Source organism: Nonomuraea sp. NPDC050540, from assembly GCF_044457485.1.
Taxonomy (GTDB): domain Bacteria; phylum Actinomycetota; class Actinomycetes; order Streptosporangiales; family Streptosporangiaceae; genus Nonomuraea.
Genome location: NZ_JBITHA010000016.1, coordinates 93,600 through 110,864, shown reverse-complemented (window position 1 = coordinate 110,864; position 17,265 = coordinate 93,600). Strand labels below are relative to the sequence as shown.

Annotated in this window: 15 protein-coding genes; 2 read left to right on the top strand and 13 right to left on the bottom strand. The window is 72.3% G+C overall.

Going from position 1 to position 17,265, the window contains the following annotated elements; all coding sequences use genetic code 11:
* Positions 1 to 14: 14 nt before the first annotated feature.
* The 11 genes from ACIBI5_RS40655 to ACIBI5_RS40605 form a co-directional block, all read right to left on the bottom strand.
* Positions 15 to 1,619, bottom strand: a complete 1,605-nt coding sequence (locus tag ACIBI5_RS40655) for a GTP-binding protein (protein WP_397254999.1) — start codon at positions 1,617 to 1,619, stop codon at positions 15 to 17.
* Positions 1,616 to 3,730: an AAA family ATPase gene (locus ACIBI5_RS40650; protein ID WP_397255297.1), complete on the bottom strand. Its 2,115-nt coding sequence runs from the start codon at positions 3,728 to 3,730 to the stop codon at positions 1,616 to 1,618. The genes ACIBI5_RS40655 and ACIBI5_RS40650 overlap by 4 nt, the downstream gene beginning before the upstream one ends.
* Positions 3,731 to 3,735: 5 nt before the next feature.
* Positions 3,736 to 4,968, bottom strand: a complete 1,233-nt coding sequence (gene cobA / locus ACIBI5_RS40645; RefSeq protein ID WP_397254997.1) for a uroporphyrinogen-III C-methyltransferase — start codon at positions 4,966 to 4,968, stop codon at positions 3,736 to 3,738.
* A 71-nt stretch (positions 4,969 to 5,039) separates the two neighbouring features.
* Positions 5,040 to 6,035, bottom strand: coding sequence for an agmatinase (gene speB, locus ACIBI5_RS40640; RefSeq protein ID WP_397107786.1), 996 nt, complete (start codon positions 6,033 to 6,035; stop codon positions 5,040 to 5,042).
* Between the two features lie 361 nt (positions 6,036 to 6,396).
* The gene (cobT, locus tag ACIBI5_RS40635) at positions 6,397 to 7,449 is read right to left on the bottom strand and encodes a nicotinate-nucleotide--dimethylbenzimidazole phosphoribosyltransferase (RefSeq protein WP_397254995.1); all 1,053 of its coding nucleotides are present in this window, start codon (positions 7,447 to 7,449) and stop codon (positions 6,397 to 6,399) included.
* 14 nt (positions 7,450 to 7,463) lie between these two features.
* Entirely contained in the window at positions 7,464 to 8,294 is an 831-nt protein-coding gene (locus ACIBI5_RS40630) for a sirohydrochlorin chelatase (protein WP_397254993.1), read from the bottom strand.
* Between the two features lie 58 nt (positions 8,295 to 8,352).
* Complete coding sequence (locus tag ACIBI5_RS40625) at positions 8,353 to 9,522, bottom strand: precorrin-6Y C5,15-methyltransferase (decarboxylating) subunit CbiT (RefSeq protein ID WP_397254991.1); 1,170 nt, start codon at positions 9,520 to 9,522, stop codon at positions 8,353 to 8,355.
* 4 nt (positions 9,523 to 9,526) lie between these two features.
* Entirely contained in the window at positions 9,527 to 10,633 is a 1,107-nt protein-coding gene (locus ACIBI5_RS40620; protein ID WP_397254989.1) for a GNAT family N-acetyltransferase, read from the bottom strand.
* A gap of 17 nt (positions 10,634 to 10,650) precedes the next feature.
* Positions 10,651 to 11,211 carry a lactate utilization protein C gene (locus ACIBI5_RS40615; protein WP_397255295.1) on the bottom strand — a complete coding sequence of 187 codons (561 nt, stop codon included), beginning with the start codon at positions 11,209 to 11,211 and terminating at the stop codon, positions 10,651 to 10,653.
* Between the two features lie 8 nt (positions 11,212 to 11,219).
* The gene (locus tag ACIBI5_RS40610) at positions 11,220 to 12,677 is read right to left on the bottom strand and encodes a lactate utilization protein B (RefSeq protein ID WP_397254987.1); all 1,458 of its coding nucleotides are present in this window, start codon (positions 12,675 to 12,677) and stop codon (positions 11,220 to 11,222) included.
* Positions 12,674 to 13,402 carry a (Fe-S)-binding protein gene (locus ACIBI5_RS40605; RefSeq protein WP_397254985.1) on the bottom strand — a complete coding sequence of 243 codons (729 nt, stop codon included), beginning with the start codon at positions 13,400 to 13,402 and terminating at the stop codon, positions 12,674 to 12,676. Before ACIBI5_RS40605 ends, ACIBI5_RS40610 begins: the two co-directional genes overlap by 4 nt.
* A 69-nt stretch (positions 13,403 to 13,471) precedes the next feature.
* On the opposite strand from ACIBI5_RS40605, the gene ACIBI5_RS40600 reads away from it, so the two are divergent.
* The gene (locus tag ACIBI5_RS40600) at positions 13,472 to 14,176 is read left to right on the top strand and encodes a FadR/GntR family transcriptional regulator (protein WP_397254984.1); all 705 of its coding nucleotides are present in this window, start codon (positions 13,472 to 13,474) and stop codon (positions 14,174 to 14,176) included.
* On the opposite strand, the gene ACIBI5_RS40595 is transcribed toward ACIBI5_RS40600, so the two are convergent.
* On the bottom strand, positions 14,173 to 15,003 hold the full coding sequence (locus ACIBI5_RS40595) for an NAD(P)H-binding protein (RefSeq protein ID WP_397254982.1): 831 nt from the start codon (positions 15,001 to 15,003) through the stop codon (positions 14,173 to 14,175). The genes ACIBI5_RS40600 and ACIBI5_RS40595 overlap by 4 nt on opposite strands.
* Positions 15,004 to 15,075: 72 nt before the next feature.
* Between ACIBI5_RS40595 and ACIBI5_RS40590 the strand changes: the two genes are divergently transcribed.
* The gene (locus ACIBI5_RS40590; RefSeq protein WP_397254980.1) at positions 15,076 to 15,816 is read left to right on the top strand and encodes a helix-turn-helix domain-containing protein; all 741 of its coding nucleotides are present in this window, start codon (positions 15,076 to 15,078) and stop codon (positions 15,814 to 15,816) included.
* Here ACIBI5_RS40590 and ACIBI5_RS40585 read toward each other — a convergent pair.
* Entirely contained in the window at positions 15,805 to 17,193 is a 1,389-nt protein-coding gene (locus tag ACIBI5_RS40585; RefSeq protein ID WP_397254979.1) for a sulfatase, read from the bottom strand. The genes ACIBI5_RS40590 and ACIBI5_RS40585 overlap by 12 nt on opposite strands.
* Positions 17,194 to 17,265: the final 72 nt, after the last annotated feature.

Sequence of the window (17,265 nt, the reverse complement as noted above, 5' to 3'; positions counted from 1 at the left end):
CCCCTGTGGAGAACTCAGCCCGTGAGGCCCCTCATGGCGCCGGCGAACTCGTTGTGCCTGGTCAGCTCCCGCTCAACCGGCTCCACCACCATGCTCTCCGCCACCGCGCCGACCCGGCGGCGCATCTCCCGCTCCAGCCGCTCACGCTCGCGCGAGGCGCCCAGAACGACGAAGTTCCGCGAGGCGACGGCCGACAAAGCGCCCAGTCCGAGCACGGAGGCCATCATCACCCCGACCCAGGGCAGCGCCGCCGTATCGCCGAGCACCGCGAGCGCGGACGGCAACGAGTCGCCGGCCGTCAGCCCGACCCCCAGCCACACCAGCCCGAGGAAGAACGCCGCCACCAGCGTGTACTGCCAGGCCTTGAGCGCCCGCCACCAGCCCGGCACCCGGTCGAGCTCCGGCGCGACCTCGGCCAGCTCCTCGGTGAGCGCCTGGGGCAGCTGCCCGGAGCGCGAGCGCGCCGCGTGGTGCAGTCCCGTCCGCCACACGTCGGTCATCCCGCCCGACAGCCCGTCGGCCAGCGCCTGCACGGCGTTGACCACCTCGGCGGGCTGCGCGGTGATCCGCCCGGTGACGACCTGCATCTCGTCCAGCTTGAGGCTCTTCAGCGGATCCGGCCGGAACTTCGCGATCCATCGCGGGTACGGCCAGCCGACCCACCGCCCGGACCGCTCGGCGTAGATGTTCTCCATGGCCTCGCCCAGCGCGGGCACGCCGACGGCGTCGCAGAGCGCGTCCGTCAGCCCGACCCGGCGCGCGGCGTCGACGTTGGGCGGCGCCTCTCCCACGGGTGAGGTTTCGGCCAGCCGTCTGGTCAACCGGTCAAGGTCGGCGTCGAGACGCTGGATGGCGGCCCGCCGACGGGAGACCGCGTCGGCGATCACGCTCTTCAGGCTGTCGATGCCGCGCCCGGAGACGGCCGAGGTGGGCACGACCGTCGGCTGCGCCACGCCCTCGCGCTTGAGCAGGTCGTTGAGGTCGATGACCAGCTCGGCCAGTTCCTCGTGGGAGAGCCGGTCGGACTGGTTGAGCGCGAAGACGGTGACGGCCTCGTGCCCGGCCAGGTCGGTGACGTAGCGGCGGTGGGTGGAGGCGTCGGCGTACTTCTGCGGATCCAGCACCCACACCACCAGGTCGGCCAGCCCGATCAGCCGGTCGGCCTCGTTGTCGGTGAGCGCCCTGATCGAGTCGTGGTCGGGCAGGTCGAGCAGGATCAGCCCGTGCAGGCGGCTCTCGCCCTTGTCGAGCGCGCTGGCGCGGGCGAAGCGGTGCCGCCACTGCACCTGCAGCCAGTCGAGGAGCGGCGCCGCGCCGTCGAGCCCCCACACGCAGGCGTGGGTACGCGCCGTCGTCGGCCGCCTGACGCCCGTCGGCGACAGTTCGAGCCCGGAGACCGCGTTGAACAGCGTCGACTTGCCGCTGCCCGTGCCTCCGGCCAGCGCGACCACTGTGTGCTCCGACGAGAGCTTGAGCCGGTCGCCCGCGCGCAGCAGCAGGGCGCCCGAGTCGGTGAGCAGCTTCTCGTCGAGCCGTCCGGGGCCGAGCTCCACGATCTTGGAAAGGGCGTTGAGCCGGGGGCCGAGCCCCGGCCTTCCGGTGGTGGTGACAGCCGTCATCGAGCGACCTCGAGGTTGTATGTCGCCTGGTAGAGCCTCGTCGCGGCCGACTCGTCCGGTATCCCGGCCGCGTCGAGCGCCTGCACGTAACGCATGGATTCCTCGTCGAACAGCACACCGATCCTGGCTCGCAGGTCGCTGAGCGCCTTCGCGCCGATGCCGCGCAGCGACTCGGCGCCGAGCAGGGCGTTGACCAGCTTGTGCGGCACGCCCTCGACACTGCCGCCGCTGAACATCGCCACCATGAAGATCAACGCCAGCGAGTCGGCGTCGAACGACACGATCTTGGAGATCGACCGCTTGGCCACTCCTTCGGTCCTGACCAGCTCGGTGACGTGCTCCTGCCAGGCCGCGATGGCCCGGTTGGCGCGGCGCGCGAGCTCGTCGGAGGGGCGTTCGAGCCCGGCCCCGAGCAGCCCGCCCAGCTCCGCGCGGTGCCGCCAGCGGGCCACGACCTCCTCGGAGGCCCGGTTGGCCGCCGCGGCGATCAGCGACTCCAGGCCGGTGCGGATCGCGGTGCGGAAGGCCTGGATGCGCTCGGGCGTCTGCTTGGCCGCCTTGCCGCGCCGGCGTACCTGAAGGGCGCGGGTGAGCTCGCCGGAGCCGGTGAAGTCCTGCCAGCGGGCCAGCACCTCGCCGTTGACCAGTGAACCGTTCTTGGTGGCCCGCTCGATGTCGGACAGCGCGCCCAGGTAGGCGGTCTCGACGTCGGTGCGCAGCTCGTTGCGGAAGGCGACCTGCTGCTCCAGCTGCCTGGCCAGCTCCGGCACCCGGGTGCGGAAGCTGTCGAGCACGCCGTCCAGCGTCTCGCGTACCGCGAGGGCCCGGCGCTCCTCGTCGACGGAGAGTTCGGCCAGCCAGAGCCGCAGGTCGGTGACCTCGCTGTCGGGCAGCCTGCCGTCGGCGACCGTGGCCTCGTTGACCACGAACCGGTCGGCGTCGCCCAGGCCGTACTCGGTGAGCATGCGGACGAAGTGCTTCACGACCACGTCGCGCGCCCTCGGCTGCACCCGGGAGAGCACGATCCCGAGCCGGGCGCCGCGCTCCTTGGCCAGCCGCAGCAGCTTCCAGGCGGGCGCGTCGGCGTAGCGGGCGGCGGTGGTGACGAAGATCCACAGGTCCGCGGCGTCGAGCATGCGGTGGGCGACGTCGTGGTGCTCCTCGACGACGGAGTCGATGTCGGGGGTGTCGAGCAGCGCCACGCCCTGGGGCAGCTTCTCGGTGGACACCACGACCAGGCTGTCGAGCCCGGTCTCCGGGGTCGGCTTCTCGATCCGCGTCAGCCCGCCGAGCAGCTCGCCCGAGCCGAACCACGGCAGGTCATCGGGATGGCAGGCGAGCACCGGCGTCCCGGTGGTGGGCCGGCGCACGCCCGTGCGGCTGATGTTCTTCTCCGCCAGGCTGTTGACCAGCGTGGACTTGCCCGCGCCGGTCGACCCGGCCACCACGATCAGCGCCGGGGCCGTGCTGGTCTTCACCCGGGGCAGCACGTAGTCCCGCAACTGCGCCAGCAGGTCGTCCCGCGCCTGCCGCGCCTTCTCGGCGCCGGGCAGGTCAAGCCCGAACCTCAGGTCGGCCACGCTCAGCCGCAGCGCGTCGAGTGCGACGCCGAGCCGCTGAGCCGCCTCCTTGGGCAGCTCCTCCACGCGCACCGCCGCCGCGGGCGCGCCCTCGCCCTTTTCCTGTACGGCTTCCGCCGCGTCCCCGGCCACCTCGGTGGCCTCGTCCCCGGCCCCGTCATCGGCGGTTTCGTCGTCAGCCTCAGCCTCGACGTCCGCGTGATCGGCTACCTCTGGCGTCTCGGCGGCGTCCTCGTCCTCGGCCTCGGCCTCGGCGGGACCGTCGTCGTCTCCGGCCTCGTCGTCATGCCCGGCGACGTCACCGGTGTCCTCGACGTCCTCGTCCACGCCGCCCTCGGCCGCGACGTCCTCGTCCACGCCGTCCTCGGGGCCCGCGTCATGGGTCGCCGCAGCCTCCGGCGTCTCCTCCGGTGGCTCGCCGTCGCGGTCGGTGGCCGGGTCGGGGGCGGCCGGCCGTACCTCCGCGGGCTGCCTGATGGGCGGCATGAACAGCGTCCGCTCGCCCGCGGACTCCTGGTGCCCGTCACCCATGGCGTTCACGGAACCCGCTCCGATCGAACCATCTCGACCTCCTGGCCGACCTTCACGACGTCGCCGACGACGACGATCGCCGGGGGCCGTATCCCGGCCGCTGAAACGCGGTCGGCCACGGTGGCAAGCGTGGCGGTGACCGCCCGTTGCGTGGGAAGAGTACCGTCCTGTACCACCATTACGGGAGTTTCCGGCGAACGTCCGTCTCGCTGCAAGGCCTCGGCCACCTTGGCCAGCCGTTCCACGGCCATCATGAGCACGAGCGTGCCTTCGGAGCGTGCCATTCCGGGCCAGTCGACCGTGGAGCGCGGATCGTCGGGCGCGACGTGCACCGAGATCACATGGAACTCCTGGCTGACCCCCCGGTGCGTGACCGGGACCCCGGCGGCGGCCGGGACCGCGACCGGGCTGGTGATGCCCGGCACGACCAGCACCGGGATGCCCGCGTGGGCGCAGGCCAGCATCTCCTCGCCGCCGCGCCCGAACACGAACGGGTCGCCGCCCTTCAGCCGGACCACGAACTTGCCCTGCCTGGCCCGGTCGATCAGCACCTCGTTGATGGCCTCCTGGGCCAGCGAACGCCCGTAGGGCACCTTGGCGGCGTCGATCAGCTCGACGTCGGGGGCGAGTTCGTCGAGCAGCGCCCGGGGCGCGAGCCGATCGGCGACCACCACGTCGGCCTGGGCGAGCAGTTGCCGCCCGCGCACCGTGATCAGGCCCGGATCGCCCGGCCCGCCGCCGACGAGGGCGACACCGATGGGTTTCGCCCGGTTACGGCGGGCGTCGACGGTGCCGTCGCGCAGCGCGTCGACCACGGCGTCGCGGATTCCGGCGGCCCGGCGCGGATCGCCGCCCGCCGTGATCGCGACGCTGATCTCGTCGACCTTGCCCGAGGCGGGCGTCCAGGCGGCCGAGGCGTCCTTGTCGTCGGCGCGCACGCACCAGATCCGTTTGGCCTCGGCCTCCGCGGCCACTGCCGCGTTGACCGCGTGGTCGCTCGTGCACGCCTGCACGAGCCACGCGCCGTCACAGTCGCCCACTTCGTACGGCCTGGCGTGCCAGGTGATCCGGTCGGCGGCGATCAGGTCGTCGAGCGCCGGAGTGACGGAGGTCGAGACCACCGTGACCGCCGCACCGGCCTCCAGCAGCGCGGGTACCCGTCGCTGGGCGACCCGGCCGCCACCGACGACGAGGACCCGGCGGCCGGAAAGCCGCAGGCCGAGGAGGTAGGGGCCCATGGGGCGAATCTCCCGTTCGCGAAGGTTGGTGTGTTAGGAGGTAAACCTAACGGAAGATTGGCGATGTGGAACTAGCGGCCGTCAAGTAGAGGCTGCCGGGGATCCCAGCGCGGCCCGCCCTCACCGTCCTTGCGGCGTCTGGCCATCGCTGACAAAGCCTCAAGGATAACGCGGTTGCCGAGGAACGCGGTGATGTCCGCGTGATCGTACGGCGGCGCCACCTCCACCACCTCCATGCCCGCCACCGGCAGTTCGTAGCAGATGCGGCGGACCGCGTCGAGAAGCTGCCTGGCCGACAGCCCACCGGGTTCCGGCGTCCCCGTGCCGGGCGCGTGGCCGGGGTCGCAGACGTCGATGTCGACCGAGAGGAAGATCTGGTCGCACTCGTCCAGCGCGAGCGTGAACGCCTCGGTCAGGCACTCCTCCAGCCCACGCGTGACGATCTCCGTCATCTCGTAGGAGCGCATGTTCTGCTCGGCCATCCAGTCGAGCGTCTCGGGCCCCGGCCAGTAGCCGCGCAGGCCGATCTGGAGGAAGCGGTCCCCCCTGATCGCCCCGGACTCGATCAGCCGGCGCATCGGCGTACCGTGCCCGTGCAGGTGCCCGAACTCGATGTCGCCGGTGTCCGCGTGCGCGTCAAAATGGATCATCGAGGTACGGCCCGGCTCGAAGGCCCGCGCGGTGCCCTTGGCATCGGGCAGCGCCACGGTGTGGTCACCGCCGAGGATCAGCGGGATGGCGCCGGAGGCGGCGATCCGGTGGACCGCGTCCTCGATGTTGGCCAGCGAGCTCTCGACGTCTCCCGAGTACATCTCGACGTCTCCGGCGTCCAGCACCCGAAGGTCCTGGAGGGCGTCCACCCGGAGCGCCAGGCTGGGCCTGGAGCCGTCGTGGGGCAGGTAGCAGGCCTGGCGCAGCGCCATCGGGCCGAACCTGGCACCGGGCCGGTTCGAGGTGCCGCCGTCGAAGGGGGCGCCGACGATGACCACGTCCGCGCCCGCGTAGGTGGCCGGATCGAGCACATCGCACCGCTCGACGCCCAGGAAGGTGATGTCGGGTCCGTACATCGCACCATAACGAGTCACAACCCCATCATCACACCCACCACCCCACGCACGGCCAGGCCACTCCCGGACGCGTGCCCCGGCCGGCGACCGGTGACCCGGGTAGTCCGGGACCCGGGCACACGGCCACGAGACGCGGCCCGGGGACGCGGTGGGCGGTTCCGGGAGACGAGGGCCGGCCGCCCTGGTCACGCTCCGGAACGCGAGAACGGGCGGACAAGAGCTGGGCCGGACAAGGGGCGGATGGGTGCGACGGCCCGATGGGGCCCCTGGGGCGCATGGAGCCCAGGGAGGCATGGGGGGCATCGGGCATGGGGCCCTGGGGGGCGAGGGGCCCGAGAGGGCGAAGGGGCGAAGGGGCTGGTTAGCTGGGCTTTTCGGTCACGCCCGCGGCGTCGAAGGTGGCGACCTCGTGCATGACGCGGACCGCCGCGCACACCAGCGGATGCGCCAGCAGCCCACCCGTCCCCTCGCCCAGCCGGAGCTCCAGGTCGACCAGGGGCCGCAGGCCGAGGTGGGCGAGGGCGACCGCGTGGCCGGGTTCGGCGGAGCGGTGGCCGGCCACGCAGTGGTCCGCGACCGAGGGGGACAGCGCGTGGGCGGCCAGGGCGGCGGCCCCGGCGATGACGCCGTCGAGGATCACCGGCACCCGCGCCGCCGCCCCGCCCAGGATGAACCCGGCGATGGCCGCGTGCTCGAACCCGCCGAGCGCGGCCAGGGTGGCCAGGGGTGTCTCAGCCGGAGAACCGACATCGAGAGCCCGGCGGACCACGGCGATCTTGAGGGTGTGGGTCTCGTCGTTCACGCCGGTGCCCCTGCCGGTGACCGCGGCGGCGTCCGTGCCGGTGAAGGCGGCGATGAGGGCGGCCGACGCCGTGGTGTTGGCGATGCCCATGTCGCCGGTGATGAGGCAGCGGGCGCCGTCCGCGATGAGGGTGCGGGCCACGGAGATGCCCGCTTCGAGCGCCTGTACGGCCTGCGCCTCCGTCATCGCCGGGCCGAGGGAGAGGTCGGCGGTGCCGTACCCCACCTTCTTGATCATGAGGCCGGACGCGGGCGTGAGGTCGGCGGCCACGCCCACGTCGACGACGGTCACGGACGCGCCGACCTGGGCGGCGAAGGCGTTGGCCACCGCTCCCCCGGCCAGGAAGTTGGCCACCATTTGCTGCGTGACCTCCTGCGGCCACGGGCTCACGCCCTGGGCGTGCACGCCGTGGTCGGCGGCGAAGATGGCCAGGGCGGCGGGTGCCGGCATCGGGGGCGGTGAGGTTCCGGCCGAGCCCGCCAGGCGTACCGCGACCTCCTCCAGCGCGCCGAGCGCGCCGGGAGGCTTGGTGAGGCGGTCCTGGTGGGAGCGGGCTTCGGCCAGCGCGCGGGCGTCTGCGGGGCGGATCGCGGCGATCGTCTCTTCCAGCACGTCCGCCACCCTAGCTAGTGGACGAGCTGGAGCGCTTCCTCGTAGCGGTCGATGACGACGTCGGCGAGGGTCTCGCAGTCGCCGATCACCTCGGCGCAGCGGATGTCGAGCTCGGGGTGGCCGGCGCCGTAGGCGAGCGCCTGGGCCCAGACCTTCTCCAGCATGACCCCGGCGAACAGCAGGTAGGGGACGACGATGACGCGCTTTGCGCCGAGCCTGCGGCAGCGCTCCAGGCCGCCGGGCACACCGGGCGGGGTGACGGAGACGAAGGCGGTCTCGACGGTCATGAAGTCGTAGGCGTGCGTCTCCCAGAAAAGCCGCGAGACCCGGTGCACCTCGGCGTTGGCGACCGGGTCCGTGGAACCCTCGCCGACCAGCACGACGGCGGTCTCGCCCGGCTCGATCCTGGGGGACTCCTCAAGTACGGCGGCGGAGTCGACGACGCGCAGGCGGGGCCGCTCGGAGACGGGCTCCACGATGTCGGTGGCGGCGTCCTTGAGCCGCTCGGCGAGGACGGCGAGCACGCGGGGGTCGGGGCCGAGGGGGCGGCCGTAGTCGTACATGAGCGTGGGGTGCCTCTCCTGCTCCAGGGCCATGGCGGCGGGGAAGTCGTCGCTGACCCGGCTGAGGCTGAGGGGCAGCGCCACCAGACGGTGATGGCCGCGCGCCACCAGGGAGGCGACGGAGTCGCTCAACCGAGGGGTCGCACGTTCGAGGTAGCCGCCGGATACGTCGGCGGCCTGCTCGTCGAGGCGGCATCGGAGCCGATGGACGAATCTGCCGAACTCTGCGGAATCGCCGTCATCGTTCGAGCCGTGCCCGATGAGCAGCAGCGGCGGCTTCATGTGTAGGGGTTCTCCGGTGCGTAGACAAGACACGCGAGGATAACCGATCGGCGACGGTTCAGAGAACCCGTGCGTGCACCACGAACACGGGATCGGCGGCGTGCAGGCCGTGTGAGCCGTCGGACTGGGCGGTCAGCCTGGAGGCCTGGATCTGGGTGCCCTCGGCCTGGTAGCCCTGCTCGCGCAGCAGGTCGAGTACGGCGGGCACGTGCTCGACGGTCTTGAGCGCGCACACGAGCGTGCGGGGTCCGCGGGCGGCGCAGGCGGCGATCACGTCGGTTCCGCCGCCGCCGACGAAGACGGCGTCGGGGTCGGGCAGCGGTTCGAGCGCGGGCGGGGCCTGGCCGCGGGTGAGGGCGACCTTGACGCCGTGTTCGATGACGTTGGCGCGCAGGCGGGCGCAGGCTTCCTCCTCGCGCTCGACGGCGACGACGGCCGCGCCGAACCTGGCGCACTCGACCGCGATCTCTCCGGCTCCCGCGCCGACGTCCCAGATCAGCTCGCCGAGGCGGGGGCCGAGCTTGGCCAGGACGAACGCGCGTACCTCTGGCGCGATCCCCGTGCCGAACGGCAGCGCCCACTCGCGCGGCCCCGGCTGTGCCCCCGCCACCCAGCCGGTTTCCCTGGGCCGGTGCAGCGGGTCGAGCACGAGGACGACGTCGGGGTCCTTCCACGGCCGGGTGGTGGCCTCGCCCATGCGGCTGTGGGTGACGCGCTGGCCGGGGCCGCCGAGGTCCTCGCAGACGATGAGGGAGCGCGGGGTGGTGGGCGCGAGTTCGCGGGCCAGTTCGGCGGGGCCGACGCCGTCGGTGCACAGCACGGCGACCTTGGGGTGGGCGCGGCAGGCGTTGACGACGCGGGCGAGCTGGTAGGCGCCGGCCGGGGCGACTACGAGGGCGTCCTCCCAGTTCAGCCCGGCGCAGGCGAACGCGCGGGTGATCACCGCGGTGGCGGGCAGCACTTCGGGCTTGATGCCGCGGGCGCGCAGCGCGGCGACGGCGCCGAACAGCCCGGGGTCGCCTTCCGCGAGCACGACGGCAGGGCCTTCGCCCTGTTCGAGGTGGTCGTCGAGGGCGTCGAGGAGCGCGTCGGACGAAGCGGTCGGCGCGTCGATCCCGAGCTCGCCGAGCAGGGCGTCGGGGCCGACCACGAGCGCGGCCGCGCGCAGCCGGTCGGCCGCCATGACCGGAAGGCCGGAACCGTCCCAGCCGATCACCGTGATTGTCACCCCTTCAGAGTGACGTCTTTCCCACCTGCTCGGAAGGGATGTCGGAAGGGATAAGGCCGTACACGACGAGGTCCTCGCCGTGGCCGCCGTTGCGGGCCACGCCTTCGCGCACGAACCCGGCCTTCTCCGCCACCCGCTGCGAGCTGGTGTTCGACGCCGCGGCCCGCAGCTGGAGCCGCAGGAAGCCGTGCTCGGCGAAGATCCAGCGCGCGACGGCGAGCACGGCCTCGCCGATGTAGCCGTGCCCGCGGGCCCACGGCGCGGTCATGTAGCCGACCTCCGTGGTACGCATCCGCCAGTCGGTGTCCTTGAGGTCGACGCCGCCGACGTACCGCCCGCTCTCGCGCTCCTCGACCGTCCACGCGACGCCCGCGCCGTCGGCGCGCGCCTGCTCGACGTGCCGCAGGAAGCCGCGCGCGTCCGCCTCGGTGTAGCCGCGCGGAACGGTGGTGAAGGCCTGCGTCCGCTCGTCGGCGCCGGTCGCGGCCAGTCCGGGAATGTCGCGCTCGTCCGGCCGCCGTAGCCGCAGCCGCGCCGTGAGCAGCTCACGGTGCGGGAAGACCTCTTTGGGGGAACGGCTGTCGCCGCGCAGCAGCCCGAACATGGCCAGATCGTGCGGCCCGTCGTCCTCCAGGACCGCGGCCCGCAGCACGCCTTCCCTGGTGAAGCCGGCTTTCTCGGCGACCCGGAGCGAGGCGGTGTTGTCGAGGTTGGCGGTCAGGTCGATGCGCCGCAGCGCGGTGTGGGCGAAGACGTGATCGGCCAGTCCGGTGACCGCCTCCGGCGCGAAGCCGCGGCCCCGGTAGAGCGGGTGGACGCCGTAGCCGACCTCGGTGGTTCCCGCGGTCCACGAGGTCTTGAACAGGCTGATCGCCCCCACGACCAGCCCTTGGGCGTCGGTCATGGCCAGGTGCGCGCCGGTGCCCGAGCGCCGCAGCTCGTGCGCGCCCGCGGTGAGCCACGGGGTGATCCCGGCGACGTGCGTGGGCGCGCCGGGCGGCAGGAAGATCGCCCCGGACTCGACGATCGCGCGGATCCGGTCGGCGTCCTGAGGGCCGAACGGGCGCAGGACCAGGCGTTCCGTCGTGACGGTGAGCTGTGCGTCGAACACGTGCGAAGGCTACCCAGTCAGGTGCTGATGATCACTTCCAGGGTCCTGGGACCGTGCACGCCCTCGACGCGGTTGAGCTCGATGTCGCTGGTGGCCGACGGTCCGCTGATCCAGGTGAGCGGCCTGGACGGGTCGAGCCTGGCGATCGCGTCGGGGACGCCGCCGACGATCTGGCCGGCGCGCACCAGGCACAGGTGGTAGTCGGGCAGCAGGGTCTGGGCCCGCTCGCCCTGGCGGGTGTCCAGGACGATGGTGCCGGTCTCGGCGATGGCGATCGCGCAGCCGGTGACGACGCCGTCGGCCGCCGCCAGCTCTTCCCGCGACCACGCGCGTTCGCCGGGCACGACCATCCGCTTGCCCGCGGTCAGCTCGGCCACCTTGGCGTCAACGTCGGCGGCGGGCACCACGTGCACGATGGCCCGGTAGTCGTCCAGCCGCTCGGCGAACAGCCCGACCGGGTCGGCCACGGGGACGCTCGTGCGGTAGTCGCGCGGGATCTCCACCTCGGGAGCGCCCTCCACGGCCTTCCTGATCCGGCCCAGGATCTCCTCACGCGCGCCCGTCACGCCCGTATCCATCTGGTCGCTCACCTCTCCTCACTCCCTCCGCGGCCACCCTCGTTCCTCGGGCGTCCACTCGGCTCGCCGCGTCGGGTTCGCTCCCACCAATCTCTGAACGACTCTTCTGGAATGTCGGGCAGGTCCCGGGTGTCGGTCCAGGCCGACAGGGGGCCGGGCAGGCGCTTGGGCACCAGCTTGCGGAAGCGCGTGGCGAGGCGCTGGGCCTTGGCCAGCCGTACCTCGTTGTTGAGCACCCAGCCCGCGACCTTCATGCCCGCGCGCTCCGCCCGGCCGTGCGGGACCTTGGCGCGCAGGTCTACCAGCACCTCCGGGATGTCGATCGCGACGGGGCAGGCGTCGAAGCAGGCGCCGCACAACGACGAGGCGTAGGGCAGCGAGGCGTCCAGTTCGGTGTCGAAGCCGCGCAGCAGCGGGGTGAGGATGGCGCCGATCGGGCCCGGGTAGACCGAGCCGTAGGCGTGGCCACCGGCGCGTTCGTAGACGGGACAGACGTTGAGGCAGGCCGAGCAGCGGATGCAGCGCAGCGCCTGGCGGCCGACCTCGTCGGCGAGCACGCCGGTGCGGCCGTTGTCGAGGAGTACCAGGTGGAAGTCCTGGCCTTCGGCGGAGCCCGTCCAGGTGCTGGTGTAGGGGTTCATACGCTCGGCGGTGGAGCTGCGCGGCAGCAGCTGAAGGAAGACCTCCAGGTCGCGCCAGGTGGGCAGCAGTTTCTCGATGCCGACCACGCTGATCAGCGTCTCGGGCAGGGTCAGGCACATGCGGCCGTTGCCCTCGGACTCCAGCACGACCAGCGTGCCGGTCTCGGCGATCATGAAGTTGCCGCCGGAGACGGCCACCTTGCTGGCCAGGAAGCGCTCGCGCAGGTGGAGCCGGGCGGCGTCGGCGAGCGCGGGCGGGTCGTCGGTCAGGCCGGGCGGCGCGGGGCGGCCCCACTCGGCCATCTTGTCGAGGAAGATCTCGCGGATCTCCGAGCGGTTGCGGTGGATCGCCGGGACCAGGAAGTGCGAGGGAAAGTCCTCGCCGAGCTGCACGATCAGCTCGGCCAGGTCGGTCTCGTACGCGGTGATGCCCTCGGCGGCCAGATGCTCGTTGAGCCCGATCTCCTGGGTGGCCATCGACTTGACCTTGACCACCTCGCGCTCGCCGGTGGCTTTGACCAGGTCGGTGACGATGCGGTTGGCCTCGGCGGCGTCGCGCGCCCAGTGGACGGTGCCGCCGTTGCGGGTGACCGCCTCCTCCATCCGCAGCAGGTAGCGGTCGAGGTGGCGCAGGGTGTGGTCCTTGATGGCCTTCCCCGCCGCGCGCAGCTCCGTCCAATCGGGCAGCTCGTCGACGGCCTTGACGCGCTTGCCGCGGATGGTGTGGGTGGCCTTGCGCAGGTTGTAGCGAAGCTGACTGTCCTGTACGGCTGCCGCCGCGTTGGCCGGAAAGGCGCCGGGCATGCCGAGGAAGGTGCCGCTCATCGTTCCTCCGTCGCGGCCAGGATCTCGGCCAGGTGCATGATCCGCACCCCGGTCCGCTGGCGTTTCATCGTGCCGCCGATGTGCATGAGGCAGGAGTTGTCGGCCGCGCAGAGCACTTCGGCGCCGGTGTCGAGCACGTTGCGTACCTTGTCGGCGCACATGGCGGCGGAGATGGCCGGGTTCTTGACCGCGAATGTGCCGCCGAAGCCGCAGCACTCGTCGGCGCCGCCCAGGGGGATCAGTTCGAGGCCGCGCACGTTCCGCAGGAGGCGGGTGGGGCGGTCGCCCAGGTGGAGGCCGCGGAGCGAATGACACGTCGGGTGATATGTCACCCGGTGCGGGAAATATGCGCCTACGTCGTCGACTTTGAGGACGTCGATGAGGAACTCCGACAGGTCGTGCACCTTCGGGGCCACCTCCGCCACGGCCGCGGCTCCCCTGCTGCCGGGCCGTACCAGTTTGGGGTACTGCTCGCGCACCATCGCCGCGCAGGAGCCCGACGGCGCGACGACCGCGTCGTACCCGGCGAAGACCTCGGTGAAGTGGCGCGCCAGCCGTACCCCCTCATCGCGATACCCGGTGTTGACGTGCATCTGCCCGCAGCAGGTCTGGGCGGCGGGGAAGTCGACCTCGCAGCCCAGCCGGCGCAGCAGCGACACCACCGCCTTGCCGGTGCCGGGGAAGAGCGTGTCGTTGACGCACGTGATGAACAGGGCGACCCGCACGGCACTCCTTCCTCTCTATGGTCTGACCACTGTATGGTCAGACCATACAACGCGACAAGAGGGGTGCCCGTGACCGACACCGGATGGCGGCCCGTGAAGCGGACCCGCGCGTTCGAGGACGTGCTGGCCCAGATCGAGCACCGCATCGTCGAGGACGGGCTGACCGTCGGCGACCGGCTGCCCGGCGAACGCCAGCTGGCCGAGCAGCTCCGGGTCGGACGCTCGTCGGTGCGCGAGGCGCTGCGCGTGCTGGAGACGCTCGGCGTGGTCTCCTCGCAGGCCGGGCGGGGCCCGGACGCCGGCGCCGTGCTCACCTCACGGCCCGACAGCGCGCTGACCGACCTGCTCAGGCTCCACCTCGGCCTGGCCAGCCTGGAGCTGCGCGAGGTGATCGACACCCGGCTCATGATCGAACGCTGGGCCGCCGCCGGCGCCGCCACCGCCCGCGCCGACACCGCCGCCCTCGTCTCCGCGCTGGAGGGGATGGAGCGGGCGCGGACGGCGGAGGAGTTCGTCGAGCACGACACGGCCTTCCACTGCGCCATCGCCGACGCCTCGGGAAACCGGCTGATCGCCGCGATCATGCGCTCGCTGCGGGAGTCGGTACGGCGGTACGCGATCGAGGCGGTCGAGCAGCTGGGCGACACCCGCGTGCTGAAGGCCGATCATCGGCGCATCCTGGCCGCGATCGCCGCCGGATCGCCCGAGGAGGCGGCGCGGGCGGTCACCGACCACCTGGCCCACGCCTACCCCGCCCTCTTCCCGAAGTCCTAGCCGCCGAAGGCGGCCTTGTTGTCCCCGGCCCACGACGCGAAGGAGCTCGCCGGGCGGCCCAGAACGTCCTGGACCGCCGTGGTCACCACCGCGTTGCCGCCCGCCGCGACGAACGCCCAGCCCTTGGCCGCCGCCTTCGCGTAGGCCGGGTCGGGGATCTGGGCGACGGCCTGCTCGATCGGCACGTCCACCGTCTCCACGCGCCGCCCGATCGCCCGCCCGATCAGTTCGGCCTGGTCGTGGGTGGTGAGCAGGTCGGGTCCCGTGACCTCATAGACCCGGCCGTGATGTCCGGGGCCGGTGAGCGCCGCCACGGCCACCGCCGCGATGTCGCGCGGGTCGACGATGCCCTGGCGGCCGTCGCCGGTCACGTTGGGGATCGGCTGCCCGGCCTTGACCATCTCCGCCCAGCCCAGGGCGTTCGTGGCGAACATCGAGGGCCGGACGATCGTCCACTCGATCCCGGATCCGGTCAGGGCGCGCTCGCCGGCCGCGTGCATGCCGCCGACGTCCTCGGGGTCCTCGTTGTCGCCCGCCCCGATGGCCGAGATCTTCACGATCCTCTTCACGCCCGCCCTGGCCGCCACGTCCACGAACGCCCGGTCGTACGCGGCGATCTCCGGCCCGAACGCCGTCAGCAGCAGAGCCGCCGACACCCCCTCCACGGCCGCCTCCAGCGACCGCACGTCCCCGAAGTCCCCGCGCACGGCGGGCCCGGCCACCCGGCCCGGATCACGCGTCATCGCCTTGGCCGGGACACCCTGCTCGGCCAGGAGCCGGGTCACTTCACTGCCGATGGTGCCCGTGGCACCGGTGATCAGAATCATGCCGTTCACGCTGCCAGCGGTCCCCCCGCGACCTATAGGAAGAATCGGCACGGTGGCGAGGTTGGCACGAGCATGAGAACCCTGGCGCCCCTGAACGCGTCGGCCGAGGTGCTGACCGGCGCCGATCGCGGGGTGCACGTGCGCGGCCCCGACACGGCCGCCGTACTGGCCTTCCGCAGCGGAGCCGACGGAACCGGACTGGTGGTGCTGGGGCCGAGAACCCAGGCGTCCTATCTCGCCCCGGCCGACGCGCCGCGCTGTGTGACGGTGCGGCTGCGCCCCGGCCGGGCCAAGGCGGCGCTCGGGGTGACGATGAGCGACCTGGTGGACCGGGTCGTGTCGCTCAGAGACCTCTGGGGCGCCCCCGCCGACGCCCTCCTGAACCGGCTGGCCGCCCGCGACGACACCGAAGTGGCCCACGGTCTGGCCGGAGCGCTGGAGGAGCGGGTTCGGGCCGGTTCGGCGGCCGACACCGCCCGCGCCGATCTGGTGGACGCCGCCGCGGGACTCCTCACCGGAGCGGGCCGGGTGCCCGAGGTGGCCCGCGAGCTGGGCGTCTCGGAACGGCACCTGCGCAACCTCTTCCACGACGCCGTCGGCCTGTCCCCCAAGCGCTACGCCCGCATCCACCGGGTCCGCAGCGTCCTGGCCGCCGCCCGCGAGGAGCCATGGGCGGAGCTGGCCGCCGAGACCGGCTTCTACGACCAGTCGCACCTGTCGGCCGACTTCCGCACGGTCATGGGCGTCCCGCCGGGCGCCTTCCGCGCCGGCCGGCTGCCCGCCCCGGTCCGGTGCGCCTGGTCACTCCTGTAGGTCGGCGACGCGGCACGAGGCCCCGGCGCAGCCGCGCATGGCCGTCAGCCGCGCCTGCAACGCCAGCACCAGCCCCAGGGGCGCGGTCCCCGCGAGGTTGTTCAGCTGGTCGGGGTCCTGGTTGAGGTCGTAGAGCTGGGTCTCGCCGGTCTGGTACTGGACGTAGGTGTAGTCCTTGGTACGCAGCGCCGCGTAGTCGGGCACCGGCGTCTGCTTGGCCGACATCTGGTTGAGCGGCCGGTTGAACTCGACGAGCACGTTCTTTCGCCACGGCCGCGGCGCCTGCCCGCGCAGGAACGGCAGCAGCGACCGCCCCTCCGCGAAGTCGGGCGTGACGGCCCCGCCGAGCTGGGCGAAGGTGGGGGCCAGGTCCACGGTCGCGGTCAGGTCCCTGACGGTCGCCCCCACCGGCACCCCGGGCCCGCGCACCACGAGCGGCACCCGGATCGCCTCCTCGAACGGCGTGGTCTTGCCCTGTTTGAGGCGGTGGGTGCCGAGGTGGAAGCCGTTGTCGGAGGCGAAGAAGATGTAGGTGTCGGCGAGCTTGCCGCTCTCCTGCAGCGTGGTCATGAGCGAGCCGACCAGGTCGTCGACGCCGAGCATGGCGCGCAGCCTGGCCCGGTAGCGCTCGTCGACGCGGTCGATGGCCCGCTGGCCGAGTTTCGGCAGCGAGCGGAGCCAGACCGGCTCGTTGCCCACGTCCTCGCGGTTGAAGTTCTTGGTCCTGGGCGCCTGGGCGTCGGGGAAGGCTCCGGCGTGCCGTACCGCGGGGTTGGCGGGGTTGTGGGGGGCGACCGGGGCCAGGTAGAGGAAGAACGGCGTCTGGCCCGAGGCCTGGACGAAGTCGCGCACCTTGGTGGCGAGCACGTCGGAGAGGTAGTCGTCCTCGGCCCAGCCGTAGTCGACGAGGGTGCCGTTCTCGTTGAGGCGGTAGCCGTACTCCTCGTAGAGGTTGCGGACGGGCACGCGCCAGTCGTCCCAGCCGGGCGGCACGTAGGTGGGCGGGGCGGACTCGCCCGGGTAGTGGTTGAGGAACTTGCCCATGAGGCCGGTGCGATATCCGGCGGAACGCATCCAGGTGCCGATCGTGGAACGTTCCAGACCTGAGCGGTAGAACTTGTCGAATCCGCCCTCCGGCGCGGTGTTGGTCAGGACGCCGTGGCTGTGGACGTACTGGGATCTCAGGATGGAGCTGCGCGAGGGGCAGCACCAGGAGTTCGTCACGAAGAAGCGGTCGAACGAGGTGCCCTGGCTCACCAGTTGCCGGGTGATGTTCGGAAAGTACTGCAGCGTGCCGGACTCCAGGTCGTCGACCAGGACGAGCACGATGTTCGGCTTGGGCGCCCCCACCGCTCCCGTGGCGAGCGTCGTCCCCATCGCCGCAGGTAGGAGCAGCAACAGGAAGGCGAGTCGACAGAAACCCTTAACCACAGAACAGACTTCCCCGAA